Origin of the sequence: Pseudoxanthomonas sp. PXM04, from assembly GCF_014851695.1 — a bacterium.
Classification (GTDB): Bacteria; Pseudomonadota; Gammaproteobacteria; order Xanthomonadales; family Xanthomonadaceae; genus Pseudoxanthomonas_A; species Pseudoxanthomonas_A beigongshangi.
This window is the reverse complement of record NZ_JACVAG010000001.1, coordinates 73,961-90,187: the sequence shown is the minus strand read 5'-3', so window position 1 is coordinate 90,187 and position 16,227 is coordinate 73,961. Positions and strand designations below refer to the sequence as shown.

Sequence of the window (16,227 nt, the reverse complement as noted above, 5' to 3'; positions counted from 1 at the left end):
GATTGTACGGCCTCGGCTGGCCCGAGGCAACCGTTTCTTTACAAATCAGTCAGTTAGCAGCCCACGCGGCCCCTACTCGGCCAGCAGCGCCCCGATCAGCGCCTCGTGCCGCTGCTGCTGGGCTTCCCGGCGCAGGCGGCTGGCGGTGAAGATGGCATGCATCTGGTCGCAGGCGGTGTCGAACACGTCGTTGACGATCACGTAGTCGAACTCGTCGTAGTGCGACATCTCCTCGCGTGCCGCCGCCAGCCGGCGCTGGATGACCTCCTCGCTGTCCTGGCCGCGTGCGCGCATGCGCTGTTCCAGGGCATCGCGCGAAGGCGGCAGGATGAACACGCTGACCGCGTCGGGCACCTTCTCGCGCACCTGGCGCGCGCCCTGCCAGTCGATTTCCAGCAGCACGTCCTTGCCGGCGCACAGCTGCGGTTCCACCGACTGCCGGGCGGTGCCCTTCCAGTCGCCGTGGACCAGCGCGTATTCGAAGAAGTCGCCGGCGTGGATCATCGACTGGAACTCGTCGGCGTTGATGAAGTGGTAATGCTGGGCGTGGCGCTCGCCCGGACGTGGCGCGCGCGAGGTGAAGGAAATCGACAGGGCGATTTCCGGATCCCGCGCCAGCACGGCGTTGACGATGCTGCTCTTGCCGGCGCCCGAGGGCGCGGCAACGATGTAGAGGGTGCCGCGGCGGCTCATTCGATGTTCTGCACTTGTTCGCGGATCTGGTCGATCAGGACCTTCAGTTCCACCGCCAGGTTGGTGGTGCGCGTGTCCACCGACTTCGAACCCAGCGTGTTGGCCTCGCGGTTGAATTCCTGCAACAGGAAATCCAGCCGGCGGCCGACCGGCTCGGCCTGCTTGAGGACGCGGCGGATTTCCTTGACGTGGCTGTCCAGCCGGTCCAGTTCCTCGTCCACGTCCAGCTTCTGCAGCCACAGCACCAGTTCCTGCTCCAGCCGGCCGGGATCGGCGGGCTGGGACAGCTCGGCCAGCCGCGCTTCCAGCTTCTGCCGCTGGCCGGCGCGGATGATCGGCAACAGTTCGCGCACATCGGCGGCGCGGGCGGCGATCGCGTCGACGCGCTCCAGGATGGCGGCGACCAGCTTCTGTCCCTCGCGTTCGCGGGCGACGACGAACTGCTCGACCACCGCGTCCACCAGCGCCAGCGCCTCGGCCTGCAGGATCGCCTGATCCACCGCCTTGCTCTGCACCACGCCGGGGAACTGCAGCAGATCGGTGAACTCCGTGCGCAGGGCCGGGAACCGCGCATGCAGGTCCAGCGCCAGCTCGGACAGCTGGGCGACCAGCGCGGGATTGATCTGCAGCGCGCCCTCGCCTTCCGGCGCGCGCAGGCGCAGGGTGAAGTCCAGCTTGCCGCGCGACACCCGCGCGGACACGCGTTCGCGCAGCGCCGGTTCCAGCGCGCGCAGTTCCTCGGGCAGGCGCGTGCCCAGCTCCAGGAAACGATGGTTGACCGCGCGCAGTTCGCCGGTCAGCGTGCCACCGGAAGTGGCGCGTTCGACGGCGGCGAAGGCGGTCATGCTGCGGATCATGGGAAACCCGGTCGGATCGAAAGCGCGAATGGTACCCTAGCGCGCCCCGGTCGGCCGAATCGGCGGGCCATCCGGCCCACGCGGTCATCCGCTCCTTCCTCCAGTCGAGTTCCCTGCATGTCCGTCCTTCGTCCCAGCGGCCGCCTTCCCGATCAGATGCGCGAGGTCCGCATCGAGCGCGGCTACACGCGCCACGCCGAAGGCTCGGTGCTGATCCGCTTCGGCGAGACCCGGGTGCTGTGCACCGCCAGCGTCGAGAACAAGGTGCCCTCGTTCCTGCGCGGCAAGGGCGAGGGCTGGGTCACCGCCGAATACGGCATGCTGCCGCGCGCCACCCATACCCGTGGCGATCGCGAAGCCTCGCGCGGCAAGCAGGGCGGTCGCACGCTGGAAATCCAGCGCCTGATCGGCCGCGCCCTGCGCGCCTGCGTGGATCGCGCCGCGCTGGGCGAACGCACCATCACCCTGGACTGCGACGTGATCCAGGCCGACGGCGGCACCCGCACCGCCGCCATCACCGGCGCCTACGTGGCGCTGGCCGATGCGATCGGCTGGCTGCGCCAGCGCAATGAAATCAAGCGCGACGTGCTGCTCGGCGCGGTCGCCGCGGTCTCGGTGGGCATCTACCGAGGCGCGCCGGTGCTGGACCTGGATTACGCCGAGGACAGCGACTGCGACACCGACATGAACATCGTCATGAACGATGGCGGCGGCTTCATCGAGTTGCAGGGCACCGCCGAAGGACACGCCTTCCGCCGCGACGAACTGGACGCGCTGCTGGCGCTGGGCGGGAAGGGCACCGCCGAGCTGTTCGCGGCCCAGCGCGCGGCGCTGGCGGGCTGACGCCCCGCGCAAGCATTCCCTCCCTCCACCGGTTCAATCCGATGCGCCAGACGCTCAGCCTGATCACCGTCGTGGTCGACGACTACGACCGGGCCATCGCCCATTACACCGGCGCGCTGGGCTTCGAGCTGCGCGAGGACACCGACCAGGGCGGCGGCAAGCGCTGGGTGCGGGTCGCTCCGCCCGGCTCGCGGGAAACCTGCCTGCTGCTGGCCGTTGCCGGCAACGACGCCCAGCGCGCGCGCATCGGCGACCAGACCGGTGGACGGGTCGGTTTCTTCCTGGAGACCGATGACTTCCATCGCGACCATGCGCGGATGCTGGCGCAAGGCGTGGAATTCCTGGAAACCCCGCGCGAGGAAAGCTATGGCACGGTCGCGGTGTTCCGCGATCTCTACGGCAACCGCTGGGACCTGCTGCAGCTCAAATCCTGATCCCCCCGAATCCCCCTGACGGATCCCCACCCGTGAAACTGGTACTCGCCTCCTCCAACGCCGGCAAGCTCGAGGAACTGCGCCACCTGCTGGCCGATACCGACATCGAGCTGATCGCCCAATCCGATCTCGGCGTCACCGACGCCGACGAAACCGCCACCACCTTCGTCGAGAACGCGCTGATCAAGGCGCGCCACGCTTCCCGCCTGACCGGCTTGCCGGCGCTGGCCGACGATTCCGGCATCTGCGTCGATGCCCTCAATGGCGCGCCCGGCCTGTATTCGGCCCGCTATGCCGGCGAGCACGGCAACGCCGGCCGCAACATCGACAAGCTGCTGGACGCGCTCAGGGACGTTCCCGACGCGCAGCGCGACGCGCATTTCTACTGCGTGCTGGTGCTGCTGCACCATGCCGACGATCCGCAGCCGCTGATCGTCGAAGGCGAATGGCGCGGGCGCATCCTGCACGAGCGCCGCGGCACCGGCGGCCACGGCTACGACCCGGTGTTCCTGGATCCGCAGTTGGGCCGCTCGGCGGCGGAACTGGAAGTGGCGCTGAAGAACCGCATCAGCCACCGCGGGCGCGCCCTGGCCGCGCTGCGCGAGCGCCTGGCCCGCGCCTGATCGCCAAACCGGCATCCCGCCGGCGGCGGGATGCGACAATGTGCCGGCCATGCTGATCCCGCCGCCGCTGTCGTTGTACGTGCACCTGCCCTGGTGCGTCCGCAAATGCCCCTACTGCGACTTCAACTCGCACCAGGGCAAGGGACCGCTGCCGTTCGACGACTACGTCGACGCGCTGATCCGGGATCTGGATTTCGACCTGCCGCTGGTCTGGGGCCGTACCGTTCATTCGGTGTTCTTCGGCGGCGGCACGCCCAGCCTGTTCCCGCCGGAGGCCATCGACCGCTTCCTGCAGGCCGCCGCGGCGCGGCTGCGGTTCGCGCCGGGCCTGGAGGTCACCCTGGAAACCAATCCGGGCACCGCCGAGCACGGCCGCTTCGACCGCTACCTGGCCGCCGGGGTCAACCGCATCAGCTTCGGCATCCAGAGTTTCGATGATGGCTGCCTGCAGCGGCTCGGCCGCATCCACGACAGCGACGAGGCCGAAGCGGCGGTGAAGCTGGCCCAGGACGCGGGTTTCGACAACTTCAACCTGGACCTGATGTACGCCCTGCCCGGCCAGACCCTGGCGATGGCCGAGCGCGATCTGGAACGCGCCTTCGCCCTGCAGCCGGCGCACATCTCCCACTACCAGCTCACCCTGGAACCGAACACCATCTTCTTCGCCCGGCCGCCTCAGGGCATTCCCGACGACGATGGCGCCTGGGAGATGCAGGCGCATTGCCAGGCGCTGATGGCCGAAGCCGGGTTCGGCCACTACGAGATCAGCGCCTATGCCCGCGAAGGCCGGCAGTGCGCGCACAACCTGAACTACTGGCGCTTCGGCGACTACCTGGGCATTGGCGCCGGCGCGCACGGCAAGATCAGCCTGGGCGCTGAGCAGGCGATCCTGCGCCGCTGGAAGGTCAAGCATCCCACCGCCTACCTGGCCGCGGCCGGGACCGCGCAGGCGCTGGGCGGCGACGATCGCATCGCGCCGGAACAGCGTCCGTTCGAGTACATGCTGAACCTGTTGCGCCTGCACGAGGGATTCCGCGTGGCCGATTTCGAACATGGCACCGGGCTTCCGCTGGCCGCCATGGAAGCGCCGCTGGCGCGGGTCGTGGCCGCCGGGTGGCTGCGGCGCGAAGGGGACCGGTTCATCCCGACCGAACTGGGCAGGCGCTTCACCAACGACGTGGTGTCGGCCTTCCTGGCCGATTGACGACCCGCCATCACCCCTCCCCCACGCCGGGGCGGTCACGATTCCAAAATGTTGTGATAATTGTCGCCTCAGGGGAGATCCACCACGCCGTGACCGCGATACCACCACCACCGCCCAGCGCCGCCGCAGGCAGCCTCGCCGGCGCATCGCTGCCGCCGCGCGTGCGCAAGCTTCTCCGCGGCTTCTTCGATCACATCTCCAGCGACATCATCCAGTCGCTCAACGCGATGCTGCCGGAGTACGAGCAGGCCTTGTTCAAGCAGGCCGAACAGGCCCGCAGCGACAACCGCCAGGCTGAATTCTTCAGCAACCTGCGCGCGTTCCAGCGCAACCGCGGCGAGTTCGTCCCGCACTTCATGTTCGCGCTGGAAGCCGAGCTGGCCGCTGTCCGCACGCCGCCCTCGCGCACCCGCGCGGCGGCACCCTCCGGCATCGAGTTCCGCACCCTGACCCTGGTGGAAGACGCCGCGATGGACGAGGAAATCGTCCTCAGCGACATCGCCCGCCGGCACGAGGTCCGTGCGTCCCAATCGCTGCTGCTGCTGGGCCAGCGCTTCGGCGCCCTCGGCGGCGCGCCCGCCTTCGACAACGAACGCCTGCCGATCGGACCGCAGGGCCTGTGCCGGATGCTCAAGCTGGCCGCGCGCACCCTGGAGCTGGATCTGGAGGAGCGCCTGCTCCTCTATCGCACCTTCGACCACAAGGTGATGGGCAACTATCAGGAGTGGGCGGAAACACTGAACCAGTACCTGTCGCAGGAAGGCGTGCTGCCCGGCCTGATCTACCTGCCCCGGCGTACCCGGGCGGTGGATGCGACCTCGCCCGCGCGCGCCGGCGCCGATGCGGCCCGCGCCGCCGGGCGCGCCGACGCGAACAGGCCGCTCACCGGCTGGCACGGCCCGTCCACGCCCTCGGCCTGGACCATCCCCACGCCCGCGCCCGGCGCCACCCCGCCGCCGCTTCCGGATGCCCCGGGCGGCCGGGGAGCGGCTGGCGACGGCCCCAGTTTCGAACTCCTGCAGCAACTGCTGGCGGTCCGGCGACAGGCGACCGCGCGCTTCAGCGAGCCGGCCGCCACCCGCTTCGCCGGAGCGGAAACCGGCGGCGCCGGCGCGCCGGCGGCAAACACCGCCGGTCCGGCCATGCCGGCGGCCGCGACCGCCGACGGCACCCGCAAGCTGGTGCCGACCCCGGAAGTGCTGTCCGCGCTGCAGGCCCTGCAGGGCACGGCCGCGCCACGCATCGAGGGCCAGCCCAAGCGGAGCCTGAAGGACATCCAGCAGGCGCTGGTCGCGCGGATGCGCCAACAGCATGGTGCCCAGGCCGCGCTGGCCGCGCCGGACTCGGACACCTTCGAACTGCTGGGCCTGCTTTACAACGAAGTCGAGCGCGAGGTGCGCCCGGAGTCGCCGGCCAGCGATCTGCTGACCCGCCTGCAGGTGCCGCTGGCGCAGGTCGCCTTGCGCGATCGCGAATTCTTCCTGCGTCCGGAACACCCTGCCCGCGAACTGCTCAACGCGGTGGCCGAATCCGGCGCCACCTGGCAGACCGACGATGATCTGGATCCGCGCCTGCTGCACCAGTTGCACCAGTCGGTGGACTTCGTGGTCAAGCACTACCAGGGCGACGAAGCGGTATTCGCCCAGGCCAACACCGAGGTGCAGCGGCATCTGGAAGCCGCGGCGCGCAAGGCCGAACTGGCCGAGCGCCGGCACATCGAGGCCGCACGCGGCAAGGAACGGCTGGAGATCGCCAAGCAGCGCGCGAGCGAAACCATCGAGACCGCCTTCAACGATCAGCAGCCGCCGCGGTTCGTCCAGGCGCTGGTCAACCAGGCCTGGGCCGACGTGCTGACCCTGACCCAGTTGCGCCAGGGCGAGAACTCGGACGAGTGGACCGAGCAACTGCAGACCACCCTGCAGATCGTCGCCGCCACCACCGCGCCGGCGGACGCGCCCAAGGACTCGCAATTGCCGGCGCGGATCGAGAAGGCGCTGTTGCAGGTCGGCTACCACGAGGACGAGGCGCAGGCCATCGCCCGCCGCCTGTCCAGCGCCGACGGCGAGGACGATGGCACCTCGCGCACCGAACTGACCGCCAAGCTGAAGGCGCGCGCGCGCCTGGGCGAGCAGAACATGATCCGGCGCGAACCGATCCAGCCGCGCTCGCCCCGGGAACAGGAGTGCTACGACCTGCTCCGCTCGCTGCCCTACGGCACCTGGTTCGAATTCACCCTCAACCAGCAGGGCGACGTGCAGCGCCAGCGGCTGTCATGGTTCAGCCCGGTCACCGGCCACGCGCTGTTCGTCAACCAGCGCGGCCAGCGCACCGGCGAGCACACGCTGGACAGCCTGGCCCGGCTGATGGCCCAGGGCCAGGCGCAGGTCGTGACCGAAGACAAGGGCCGGTTGATCGATCGCGCCTGGAACGCCACGCTGCGCGCGCTGCGCAGCCTCACCGGAATGGGCAAGGCCGCGGACATCGGAGGAAACGGCGCATGATCCAGGAATTCCGCCGTGCCCGCCGCCGCAACGTGCCCGAGCCGGTCGCGGTGATGGATACCTTCACCGACCAGCTGGTCGGCCGCCTGGGCAATGTGTCCGAATCGGGCATGCTGCTGCTCGCCAGCGCGCCGGTGGTGGAGGACGCGATCTACCAGCTGCGTTTCCATCTTCGCCTGGGCGGCGGTCGCGAAGTGCCGATCGATGTCGGCGCGCACGTGCTCTGGATGGCCGAGGCCAACACGCCCGGACAGGGTTTCGCCGGCCTGCGGTTCCTGACCATCGAACCGGCTTCGCTGGAAACCCTGCGCGCGTGGGTGAACGCGCCCGGCACGGCCTGAGCGAACGTCACGGGAAAGGCGGGCGCGGATGCGGCAAAATGCGGGTTTCGCCCGCAAGAGCCGCCGCCATGAACGCCTCCGCCCCCCAGGCCACCGAACTCGTCCCGCTGTACGCCGAACACCTGGCGTTGATGAAGCGGCGCGCGGAGGAAGCGCTGGCGCGTGGCGGTTTCGATCACCTGGTCGTGCCCAGTGGCGGCCTGCACTACCAGGTGTTCGACGATCGCGACTATCCGTACGCGGTCAACCCGCAGTTCAAGGCCTGGCTGCCGCTGACGCGGGTGCCGGACAGCTGGCTGGTGTACACGCCCGGCCAGCGCCCGAAGGTGATCTACCACCAGCCCTTCGACTACTGGCACGTGGTACCCGCCGCGCCGACCGGCTGGTGGGTGGATCATTTCGACATCCAGATCATCCGCAAGCCCGCCGACGCGCTGGCGCTGCTGCCCGGCCCGGCGGCACGCTGCGCCATCCTCGGCGAACCGCAGAGCGCGCTGGGCGATTACCAACCCAACAATCCGGAAGCGGTGGTCAACTACCTGGAGTACCAGCGTTCGTACAAGTCCGCTTACGAAATCGCGCTGATGCGCGAGGCGCAGCGGTTGGCGGTGCGCGGGCATCGCGCGGCGGAAGCGGCATTCCGCGAGGGCAAGAGCGAATTCACCATCCACATGGCCTACTGCGCCGCGGTCGGCCAGGATCCCGCCGAACTGCCGTACGGCAACATCGTGGCGCTCAACGAACATGGCGCGGTGCTGCACTACATGGAACTGGATCGCCAGGCGCCCGCCGCCCCGCGCAGCTTCCTCATCGACGCCGGCGCCAGCTTCCACGGTTACGCCAGCGACATCACCCGCACCTACGCAGCCGATTCCGCCGGCGAATTCCAGGCCCTGATCGACGCGGTCGACCAGGTGCAGGTCGCGCTGGGCCAGGCGGTGCGCGCGGGCGTGGACTACAAGCAGCTGCACCTGGACGCGCACCTGCGCCTGATGGGCATCCTCAAGGATTTCGGCGTGCTGAAGGTGTCGCCGGAGGCGGCGCTGGCCAGCGGCGTCAGCTTCGCGTTCTTCCCGCACGGCCTGGGCCATCCGATCGGCCTGCAGGTACACGATGTGGCCGGTTTTGCCGAAAGCGATCGCGGCGGCCGCATCCCGCGTCCGGAAGGCCATCCCTACCTGCGCATGACCCGGGTGCTGGAACCGGGCATGGTGGTGACCATCGAGCCGGGCATCTACTTCATCGACATGCTGCTGGACGAAGTGAAGAAGAACGGCCACGCCGACAGCATCGACTGGGCGCGTGTGGATGCGTTCCGTCCCTACGGCGGCATTCGCATCGAGGACGAAGTCCTGTGCACCGACGGCGACCCGCTCAACCTGACCCGCCCGGCCTTCGCTGCGGATTGATGACCTTTCCCCCTGTGGGAGCGACGTAAGTCGCGATGCTTTTCCTGCCTCCGGGTAAGGATTCGCGACTTACGTCGCTCCCACACCACAGGTGAAGTCTGGACGAGTTTCAGCCGGCCATCGCCGCTTCGATTTCCTCGGCGCTGCGTGCCAGGCCATCGGTCAGCACACGGTGGCCGTCGGCGGTGATGACCACGTCGTCTTCCGTGCGGATGCCGATGCCGCGCCACTTCTCCGCGACACTGGTGTCGTCCTGCGATACGTACAGACCCGGTTCGATGGTGAAGACCATGCCCGGTTCCAGCAGCCGCGATTCGCCTTCGATGCGGTAGTCGCCGACGTCGTGCACGTCCAGGCCCAGCCAGTGGCCGGTCTTGTGCCGGTAGAAGCGGCGGTAGTGGCCCTCGGCGATATTGCGCTCCAGCGATCCCTTCAGCAGGCCCAGCCGCAGCAGGCCCTCGGTCAGCACTTCGACCGCGGCGAGATGGCCGGCTTCGTAGGGCACTCCCGGCTGCGCCTGCGCCAGCGCGGCCTGCTGGGCCTGCCCGACCAGGTCGTGCAGCGCGCGCTGCGCCGGACTGAAGCGACCGTTGACCGGGAAGGTGCGGGTGATGTCGCTGGCGTAGCCGCGGAACTCCGCGCCGGCGTCGATCAGGACCAGATCACCGTCCCGGGCGACGCCGTTGTTGGCGCGATAGTGCAGCACGCAGGCATTGGCGCCGGCGCCGACGATGCTGCCGTAGGCCGGCCAGGCGTCGTTGGCGCGGAACACCCGCTCCACGTCCGCCTGCAGCTCGTATTCGTGGATGCCGGGCCGGACCGTGCGCATCGCCGCGCGGTGCGCCTCGATGCTGATGTCGGCGGCCCGCTGCATCAGCTTGAGTTCTTCCTTCGACTTGAACAGGCGCAGGTCGTGCAACAGGTGGCCGAGTTCGAGGAATTCGTGCGGCGGCTGCGCGCCCTGGCGCACCTGCGCGCGTACGTGGCGGACCCAGCCAATCAGCTTGAGATCGAAATCGGCGTCGCGCCCGAAGTGGTAATACACCCGCGAGCGCCCTTCCAGCAGGCCAGGCAGGATTTCGTCCAGATCCTCGATCGGATAGGCATCGTCCATCCCGTAGTGCTCGACCGCACCTTCCTGCCCCGCGCGCGGGCCGTCCCAGCTCTCGCGCTCCGGATCGCGCTCGCGGCAGAACAGCAGCGTTTCGCCATGGCGGCGGCCGGGCACAAGCACCAGCACCGCTTCCGGTTCCGGAAAACCGCACAGGTACCAGAAATCCGAATCCTGCCGGTAGGGGTAATGGGTGTCATGGCTGCGCACGCGCTCGGGCGCGGCCGGCAGCACCAGGATGGCGTCGTTGCCGGCCATCCGCATCAACTGCCTGCGACGGCGGGCGAACTCGGCCGCGGCCAGGCCGGTCTCGGCCTTCATCAGTTCAGCCGCTTGCGGTGACGCGGCCCCATCACGCAATCGCCATGCAGCAGCAGCACCGCGATGCGCACGTATTCCTCGATCTCGGACAGCGCATCCTCGTCTTCCTGGTCGTCGCCGCCCTCCGGGCTGGCCTGGGCCAGCCGGGCCAGGTCCTGCAGCGCCTCGGCACCCTCTTCCGACAACGGCGGATGGGCGCCCGCGGCCAAACCGAAGCTGCCCAGGAAGCCCCGGCACCACGCGAACAGCGCGTCGGCGCGATCCACGGTGCTGGTCTCGTCGGGCAGCAGCAGTTCGAAGGCGAAGCTGCGATCTTCCAGTTGCGCCACGCTGGCCGTGCGCAGGCGATCCAGCGCGCTTTCCGGCTGCGGGGTCGGCAACTGCGGATCCGCCAGCGCGCGCGCGGGCCAGTCGGCCACGTCCGCGCCGCCGCCGGCGAGCCAGCCACACAGCGCGCCGTGGAGTTCGGCGGGGTCGGCGGCCAGGTGTTCCCGGCGCGAGGCTTCGCCGATTTCGGCGTAGGAAGGGAGATCGGACGGCTGGTGAGACATGGACTAACGCAATCCGCGAACGGAGTCGGACAGATCCCGAAGTGTAGCAATGAATTGCCCCCGGGCCGCTTGTTGTGCCTGTTCACCCGCCCCTACACTGGCCCATCTCCAGGCTCCGGACGGCTCCCAGCGACTTCATGCTCTGCGCACTCGCCGCCGTGACGCATCCCAGCTGGCCGCTGTCGGCGCGCCTGCCGCTGCTGGCGGTGGCGCTGCTGGTGCTGGCCGGGGTCGCGCTGGTCGCCACCCGCCGCTACTGGCGACCGTGGCTGGATGCCCGGCGCGCGCCGCCGGAACCCCTGCGCACCGAGTCCACCCGCACCCGCGACGAACGCCTGAAGCTGGCGCTGTGGGCCTCGGGCGAGCACTTCTGGGACTACGACCTGGTCCAGCGCAAGCTGTACCGGATGCGCGCGGACGAGACCGCCCTGCATTCCTCCGACATCACCGTGTTCACCCGCCATGGCGAAGTGCCGCCGATCCATCCCGACGACATGCCGCTGGTGATGGAACGCCTGCGCCTGCACCTGCAGGGCAAGGCGCCGTTGTTCATGTCCGAGCACCGCATGGACATGGGCCAGAACGGCAACTGGATCTGGGTGCGCGCGCGCGGTCGCGTGGTCGAGCGCGATCCGGAAGGACGCCCGGTCCGCATCGCCGGCACCGCCCGCGACATCACGCTCAGCCGCAACGCCGAGTACGAACACCGCATCGCCGGCGAAGTGATGCGCAGCATGAACGAAGCGGTGGCGGTGCTGGACTGGGCGCACCACTTCATCACCATCAATCCCGCCTTCACCCGCATCACCGGCTACAACGAGGACGAAGTGCTCGACCGGCCGGCGCGGATGCTGGACAGCGACCAGCACGACGAGACGTTCTTCGAGCGCATGAACGCCGAGCTGCTGCATACCGGCCACTGGTCCGGCGAAGTGTGGAAGGTGCGCAAGGACGGCGAGGAAATCCTCTGCCGGATCGAGACCAACGTGGTGCCCGACGCGTCCGGCGAACGCCAGCTGTACGTGCAGGTGCTGACCGACATCACCGAGCAGAAGCGCGCCGAGCAGGAACTGCGCTACCTGGCCAACTACGACACCCTGACCAGCCTGCCGAACCGCTCGCTGCTGTCCGAGCGGCTGTCGCGCGCGATTGTCCGAGCGCGGCGCGAGCAGGGTCACGTCGCGGTGCTGTTCATCGATCTGGACCGCTTCAAGGACATCAATGATTCGCTCGGCCATGCCACCGGCGACCGCATCCTTCGCGCGGCCGCCTCGCGTGTGCAGCAGACCGTCGGCGCCCAGCACACCGTCGCGCGCCTGAGCGGCGACGAGTTCACGGTGGTGCTGGAGGACATCGACTCGCTGCAGGACGCCGAGCGGATCGCCCAGCAGATCATCGAAGCCTTCCGCACTCCGCTGAACTTCGGCGAACGCCTGGAAATGTCGGTGTCGCCTTCGATCGGCATCAGCCTGTACCCGCAGCACGCGCAGGTGCCGACCGAACTGCTCAAGCACGCCGACACCGCGATGTACCAGGCCAAGGCCATGGGCCGGCACACCTACCAGGTGTATTCGGAATCGATGGACGAGAAGACCCGCCATCGCGCCATCCTTGCCAGCGCGCTGCGGCGCGCGCTGGAGCGCAACGAGCTGTCGCTGGTGTTCCAGCCGCGGCTGGCGATCACCCCGCAGCGGATCACCGCGGTGGAAGCGCTGATGCGATGGGACAGCCCGGAGTTCGGCATGGTGTCGCCGGCGCAGTTCATCCCGCTGGCGGAGGAGTCCGGCCTGATCCTGGAGATTGGCGCATGGGCCCTGCGCGAATCCTGCCGGATCATGCGCAGCTGGCACGATCGCGGGCTGGAAGAACTGACCGTGGCGGTCAACATCTCGGCGATGCAGTTGCAGCGCGGCGACCTGCCGGCGGTGCTGGCGCGGATCCTGGCCGAGACCGGCATTCCCGCCGATCGGCTGGAACTGGAACTCACCGAGAGCGTGGTCATGGCCAACCCGGAACAGAACGCCGACACCCTGCGCGCCTGCCGGCGGCTCGGCATTTCCCTGGCCATCGACGATTTCGGCACCGGCTATTCCTCGCTGGCCTACCTGAAGCGGCTGCCGCTGACCACCCTGAAGATCGATCGCGAGTTCATCGGCGATCTGCCCGACGACAGCGACGACGCCGCCATCACCAGCACCATCATCACCATGGGCCGTTCGCTGGCGCTGAAGGTCATCGCCGAGGGCGTTGAAACCTACGACCAGTTCGAATTCCTGCGCGATCACGGCTGCGACGAGGTGCAGGGCCACTGGGTTTCGCGGGCGCTGGAACCGGAACAGTGTTTGCAGTTCATCCAGGAGTACTACCCCGGTTCGGGCATCCGCGCGGTCTCCTGAACGGGGCGCCCGCCGGACGCCCTTGACCGGCCTCCGGCCCCGCCCCTATCGTGCCGCCCATGGACAACGCCGACCCGCTGGAACAGATTCGACGCCTCTCCGCGCGCATCCAGGCGCTGGCCGATCGTTGCCAGCAACTGGCCGACGAGAACCGCAGCCTGCGCCACCAGCAGGAACAACTGGTCGGCGAGCGTTCGCAACTGCTGGCCAAGAACGAACAGGCCCGCTCGCGGGTGGAAGCGATGATCAGCCGCCTGAAGTCCCTGGAGCAGCACACGTGAGCGCCAACGAGCCGGTCAGCATCCACATCCTCGATCGCGAGTACACCGTCGGCGTGGAGCCGGAGGAACGCAGCAGCCTGATGGCCGCCGCCAAGCTGCTGGACAGCAAGATGCGCGAAGTGCGCGGCAGCAACCGGATGGCGGCGGTGGACCGGGTCGCGGTCCTGGCCGCGCTGAACCTGGCACACGAATTGCAACAATTGCGCGACGAGCGCCATTCGCGCGATCGCGAATTCTCGCGCGCGCTCGACGATCTGCACCGCAGGCTGGACGAAGTACTCGACGCACCGCGTTAGTGCGGTGATCGCGCGGTGTCGCGAACCGCGACTGAATTGTGCCGACGAACGGACTAGGCAATTTCCGACGGGCCGCTATACTGGCGCCGCGTCCTCTGCTGTGAACGACAGCGCGCGCAAACATTCGCCTTGTCCCTTAATGACGACCACGGGATGGCAACGGTAGCCGGGAGTGCAGGTCCGCCTTCGCAGCGGGAAGCCCGATGGATATCCAGCCTTCCCACTTGAACCCCGGGTTCAAGGTCGTTTCGCGAGCATCGCCATGGCGGAGGACGTATTTTTTCCCGCGCAGCAGCGCCGTCAGTCGCGACCCGGCCGGTCTTGCCATCCACCTTCTGCCGGATTGCTTCGCGACGAAGCCGTCGTATCCGGACCGTCCTCCCGCGGCCGCGACTGACGGCGCTGCTGCCATTCCCGTGCTGTCATGCCCGCGTGGCACCCGCGCCGCGCCACCCGCCGTTCGCGCGTTTACGGGTCCTGGCGGTCTCGGCCTGGCGGCATCCGCTCCGCACGCGGACGGCATGTCCCGCCCCCCCGATGACGGTACCGTCCGGCAAACGACCCGGAACCGGCCGCTTGGCTTAAAATTCCGGGCCATGGATTCGTCCCGCCCGCTCTCATGAGTTCAGATCGCGACGCGCTCCGGCGCGAACTGCGCCAGCGCCGCCGGGCGATTCCCGCCGCGCAACGCATCGCCGCCGCCGATGCGCTGGCCGAGCGGCTGCGCGCGCTGCCTTTCCTGCCCGCATCCGGCTATGCCGCCGGCTACTGGGCCATGGACGGTGAAATCGGCCTGCACAACTGGCAGTTGCGCCTGCCCGCGGGCCTGGTCTACTGCCTGCCGGTGTTGCGCGCGGACAATACCCTGGGCTTCGCGCCCTGGCGTCCCGGCGATGCGCTGGTCACCAACCGCTTCGGCATTCCCGAGCCCGACGTCGAGCCCGCCTCGGCGCTGGATCCGACCGAAATGGCGCTGGTGCTGATGCCGTTGGTGGGCTTCGATGGCGAGGGCCACCGGCTGGGCATGGGAGGCGGCTGGTACGATCGCAGTTTCGCTTTCCGCCAGCGCTCGAACCCGCCGCCCTGGTTGGTCGGAGTGGGTTTCTCCGCCCAGCGCATCGACACCCTGGCGCCCGCTGCCTGGGATGTGCAGGTGGATGCCATCTGCACCGAAAGCCAGACCCTGTTCCCGTCCCGCAGCCCCCACGGAATGCCCGCATGACCGCACGCAAGCGCTACTGGTTGATGAAGTCCGAGCCGGATGCCTTCTCCATCGACGACTTGCGGAAGGTGGGCGTGGAACCGTGGAACGGCGTGCGCAACTACCAGGCGCGCAATTTCATGCGCGACGGCATGCAGGTGGGCGACGGCGTGCTGTTCTACCACTCCAACTGCCCGGTGCCGGGCATCGTCGGCGTCGCCAAGGTGGCCAGCGCGGCCTATCCGGATCCGACCCAGTTCGACAGGAAGAGCGACTACTACGACCCCAAGAGCAAGCCCGAGGAACCGCGCTGGGTGCTGGTCGACGTCGCCTTCGAACGCAAGCTCAAGCGCACCATCCCGCTGGACGAGATCAAGCAGCAGGCCGACGCCCTCGGCGACGGCTTCGCCCTGATCGCCCGCGGCAACCGCCTGTCCGTCCTGCCGGTCACCGCCGCGCAGTGGAAACACCTCCTCTCCATGGAATGACCGTCGTGTCGCAGAACGAACACAAGCGCCTGGCCGGCGAAAAGGCCATCGATTTCGTCGAGGACGGCATGATCGTCGGCGTCGGCACCGGTTCCACCGTGGCCTACTTCATCGATGCGCTGGCGCGGATCAAGGATCGCATCGCCGGCGCGGTGTCCAGTTCCGAGCAGAGCACCGAGCGCCTGCGCCGGCATGGCATCGAAGTCATGGATCTCAACGCCACCGGCACCCTGTCCCTGTACGTGGATGGCGCCGACGAGTGCGATCCGCACAAGCGCCTGATCAAGGGCGGTGGCGCGGCGCTGACCCGCGAGAAGATCATCGCCGAGGCCAGCCGCAAGTTCGTCTGCATCATCGACCCGATCAAGCAGGTGCCGGTGCTGGGCAAGTTCCCGCTGCCGGTCGAGGTCGTGCCGATGGCGCGCAGCCTGGTGGCGCGCGAGATCCTGGCGATGACCGGCGGCCAGCCGGTCTGGCGCGACGGCGTGACCACCGACAACGGCAACTGGATCCTGGACGTGCACAACCTGTCCATCGTCGATCCGGTCGGCCTGGAACGCGAACTCAACCAGATCCCGGGCGTGGTCAGCGTCGGCCTGTTCGCGCGCCGCCCGGCGGACGTGGTGATCATCGGCGGCGAGCCGCCGCAGGTGCTGTAATCCCCTTTTCCGCCCGCG

17 protein-coding genes and 1 other RNA gene are annotated in these 16,227 nt (G+C 68.7%); 14 read left to right on the top strand and 4 right to left on the bottom strand.

Features of this window, described 5'->3' with window-relative positions:
* Nucleotides 1-72 precede the first annotated feature (72 nt).
* Nucleotides 73-693 carry a guanylate kinase gene (gmk, locus tag IB228_RS00510; protein ID WP_192197272.1) on the bottom strand — a complete coding sequence of 207 codons (621 nt, stop codon included), beginning with the start codon at nt 691-693 and terminating at the stop codon, nt 73-75.
* Nucleotides 690-1,550 carry a YicC/YloC family endoribonuclease gene (locus tag IB228_RS00505; RefSeq protein WP_183644366.1) on the bottom strand — a complete coding sequence of 287 codons (861 nt, stop codon included), beginning with the start codon at nt 1,548-1,550 and terminating at the stop codon, nt 690-692. Before IB228_RS00505 ends, gmk begins: the two co-directional genes overlap by 4 nt.
* Before the next feature lie 117 nt (nt 1,551-1,667).
* Here IB228_RS00505 and rph point away from each other — a divergent pair, with 117 nt between their 5' ends.
* From rph to pepQ, 7 genes are all read left to right on the top strand, one after another.
* Entirely contained in the window at nt 1,668-2,393 is a 726-nt protein-coding gene (gene rph, locus IB228_RS00500) for a ribonuclease PH (RefSeq protein WP_183644369.1), read from the top strand.
* A gap of 41 nt (nt 2,394-2,434) precedes the next feature.
* Nucleotides 2,435-2,827, top strand: a complete 393-nt coding sequence (locus tag IB228_RS00495; RefSeq protein WP_183644373.1) for a VOC family protein — start codon at nt 2,435-2,437, stop codon at nt 2,825-2,827.
* A gap of 32 nt (nt 2,828-2,859) precedes the next feature.
* Nucleotides 2,860-3,450, top strand: a complete 591-nt coding sequence (gene rdgB / locus IB228_RS00490; RefSeq protein WP_183644376.1) for an RdgB/HAM1 family non-canonical purine NTP pyrophosphatase — start codon at nt 2,860-2,862, stop codon at nt 3,448-3,450.
* Nucleotides 3,451-3,499: 49 nt separating this feature from the next.
* Nucleotides 3,500-4,654 (top strand): radical SAM family heme chaperone HemW, encoded by a 1,155-nt coding sequence (gene hemW, locus IB228_RS00485; RefSeq protein ID WP_192197271.1) that lies wholly within the window; start codon nt 3,500-3,502, stop codon nt 4,652-4,654.
* Nucleotides 4,655-4,743: 89 nt separating this feature from the next.
* Nucleotides 4,744-7,155: a DUF1631 domain-containing protein gene (locus IB228_RS00480; RefSeq protein ID WP_192197270.1), complete on the top strand. Its 2,412-nt coding sequence runs from the start codon at nt 4,744-4,746 to the stop codon at nt 7,153-7,155.
* Nucleotides 7,152-7,496 carry a PilZ domain-containing protein gene (locus IB228_RS00475; protein WP_183644385.1) on the top strand — a complete coding sequence of 115 codons (345 nt, stop codon included), beginning with the start codon at nt 7,152-7,154 and terminating at the stop codon, nt 7,494-7,496. Before IB228_RS00480 ends, IB228_RS00475 begins: the two co-directional genes overlap by 4 nt.
* Nucleotides 7,497-7,564: 68 nt before the next feature.
* A complete protein-coding gene (gene pepQ, locus IB228_RS00470) occupies nt 7,565-8,905 on the top strand; it encodes a Xaa-Pro dipeptidase (RefSeq protein ID WP_192197269.1) in 1,341 nt (446 codons plus the stop codon).
* A 109-nt stretch (nt 8,906-9,014) separates the two neighbouring features.
* On the opposite strand, the gene IB228_RS00465 is transcribed toward pepQ, so the two are convergent.
* Both IB228_RS00465 and IB228_RS00460 read right to left on the bottom strand, forming a co-directional pair.
* The gene (locus tag IB228_RS00465) at nt 9,015-10,337 is read right to left on the bottom strand and encodes an aminopeptidase P N-terminal domain-containing protein (RefSeq protein ID WP_192197268.1); all 1,323 of its coding nucleotides are present in this window, start codon (nt 10,335-10,337) and stop codon (nt 9,015-9,017) included.
* Nucleotides 10,337-10,888 (bottom strand): UPF0149 family protein, encoded by a 552-nt coding sequence (locus IB228_RS00460; protein WP_183644395.1) that lies wholly within the window; start codon nt 10,886-10,888, stop codon nt 10,337-10,339. Before IB228_RS00460 ends, IB228_RS00465 begins: the two co-directional genes overlap by 1 nt.
* Before the next feature lie 137 nt (nt 10,889-11,025).
* Between IB228_RS00460 and IB228_RS00455 the strand changes: the two genes are divergently transcribed.
* From IB228_RS00455 to rpiA, 7 genes are all read left to right on the top strand, one after another.
* The gene (locus tag IB228_RS00455; protein ID WP_183644399.1) at nt 11,026-13,284 is read left to right on the top strand and encodes a GGDEF domain-containing phosphodiesterase; all 2,259 of its coding nucleotides are present in this window, start codon (nt 11,026-11,028) and stop codon (nt 13,282-13,284) included.
* 59 nt (nt 13,285-13,343) lie between these two features.
* On the top strand, nt 13,344-13,565 hold the full coding sequence (locus IB228_RS00450) for a TIGR02449 family protein (protein WP_141454012.1): 222 nt from the start codon (nt 13,344-13,346) through the stop codon (nt 13,563-13,565).
* The gene (locus tag IB228_RS00445) at nt 13,562-13,861 is read left to right on the top strand and encodes a cell division protein ZapA (RefSeq protein WP_141454013.1); all 300 of its coding nucleotides are present in this window, start codon (nt 13,562-13,564) and stop codon (nt 13,859-13,861) included. The genes IB228_RS00450 and IB228_RS00445 overlap by 4 nt, the downstream gene beginning before the upstream one ends.
* Before the next feature lie 89 nt (nt 13,862-13,950).
* A non-coding RNA gene (gene ssrS / locus IB228_RS00440) (6S RNA) lies at nt 13,951-14,137 on the top strand.
* Between the two features lie 343 nt (nt 14,138-14,480).
* The gene (locus tag IB228_RS00435; RefSeq protein ID WP_192197267.1) at nt 14,481-15,083 is read left to right on the top strand and encodes a 5-formyltetrahydrofolate cyclo-ligase; all 603 of its coding nucleotides are present in this window, start codon (nt 14,481-14,483) and stop codon (nt 15,081-15,083) included.
* Nucleotides 15,080-15,550, top strand: coding sequence for an EVE domain-containing protein (locus tag IB228_RS00430; protein WP_183644409.1), 471 nt, complete (start codon nt 15,080-15,082; stop codon nt 15,548-15,550). Before IB228_RS00435 ends, IB228_RS00430 begins: the two co-directional genes overlap by 4 nt.
* Before the next feature lie 68 nt (nt 15,551-15,618).
* Nucleotides 15,619-16,209, top strand: a complete 591-nt coding sequence (gene rpiA / locus IB228_RS00425) for a ribose-5-phosphate isomerase RpiA (RefSeq protein WP_255431403.1) — start codon at nt 15,619-15,621, stop codon at nt 16,207-16,209.
* Nucleotides 16,210-16,227: the final 18 nt, after the last annotated feature.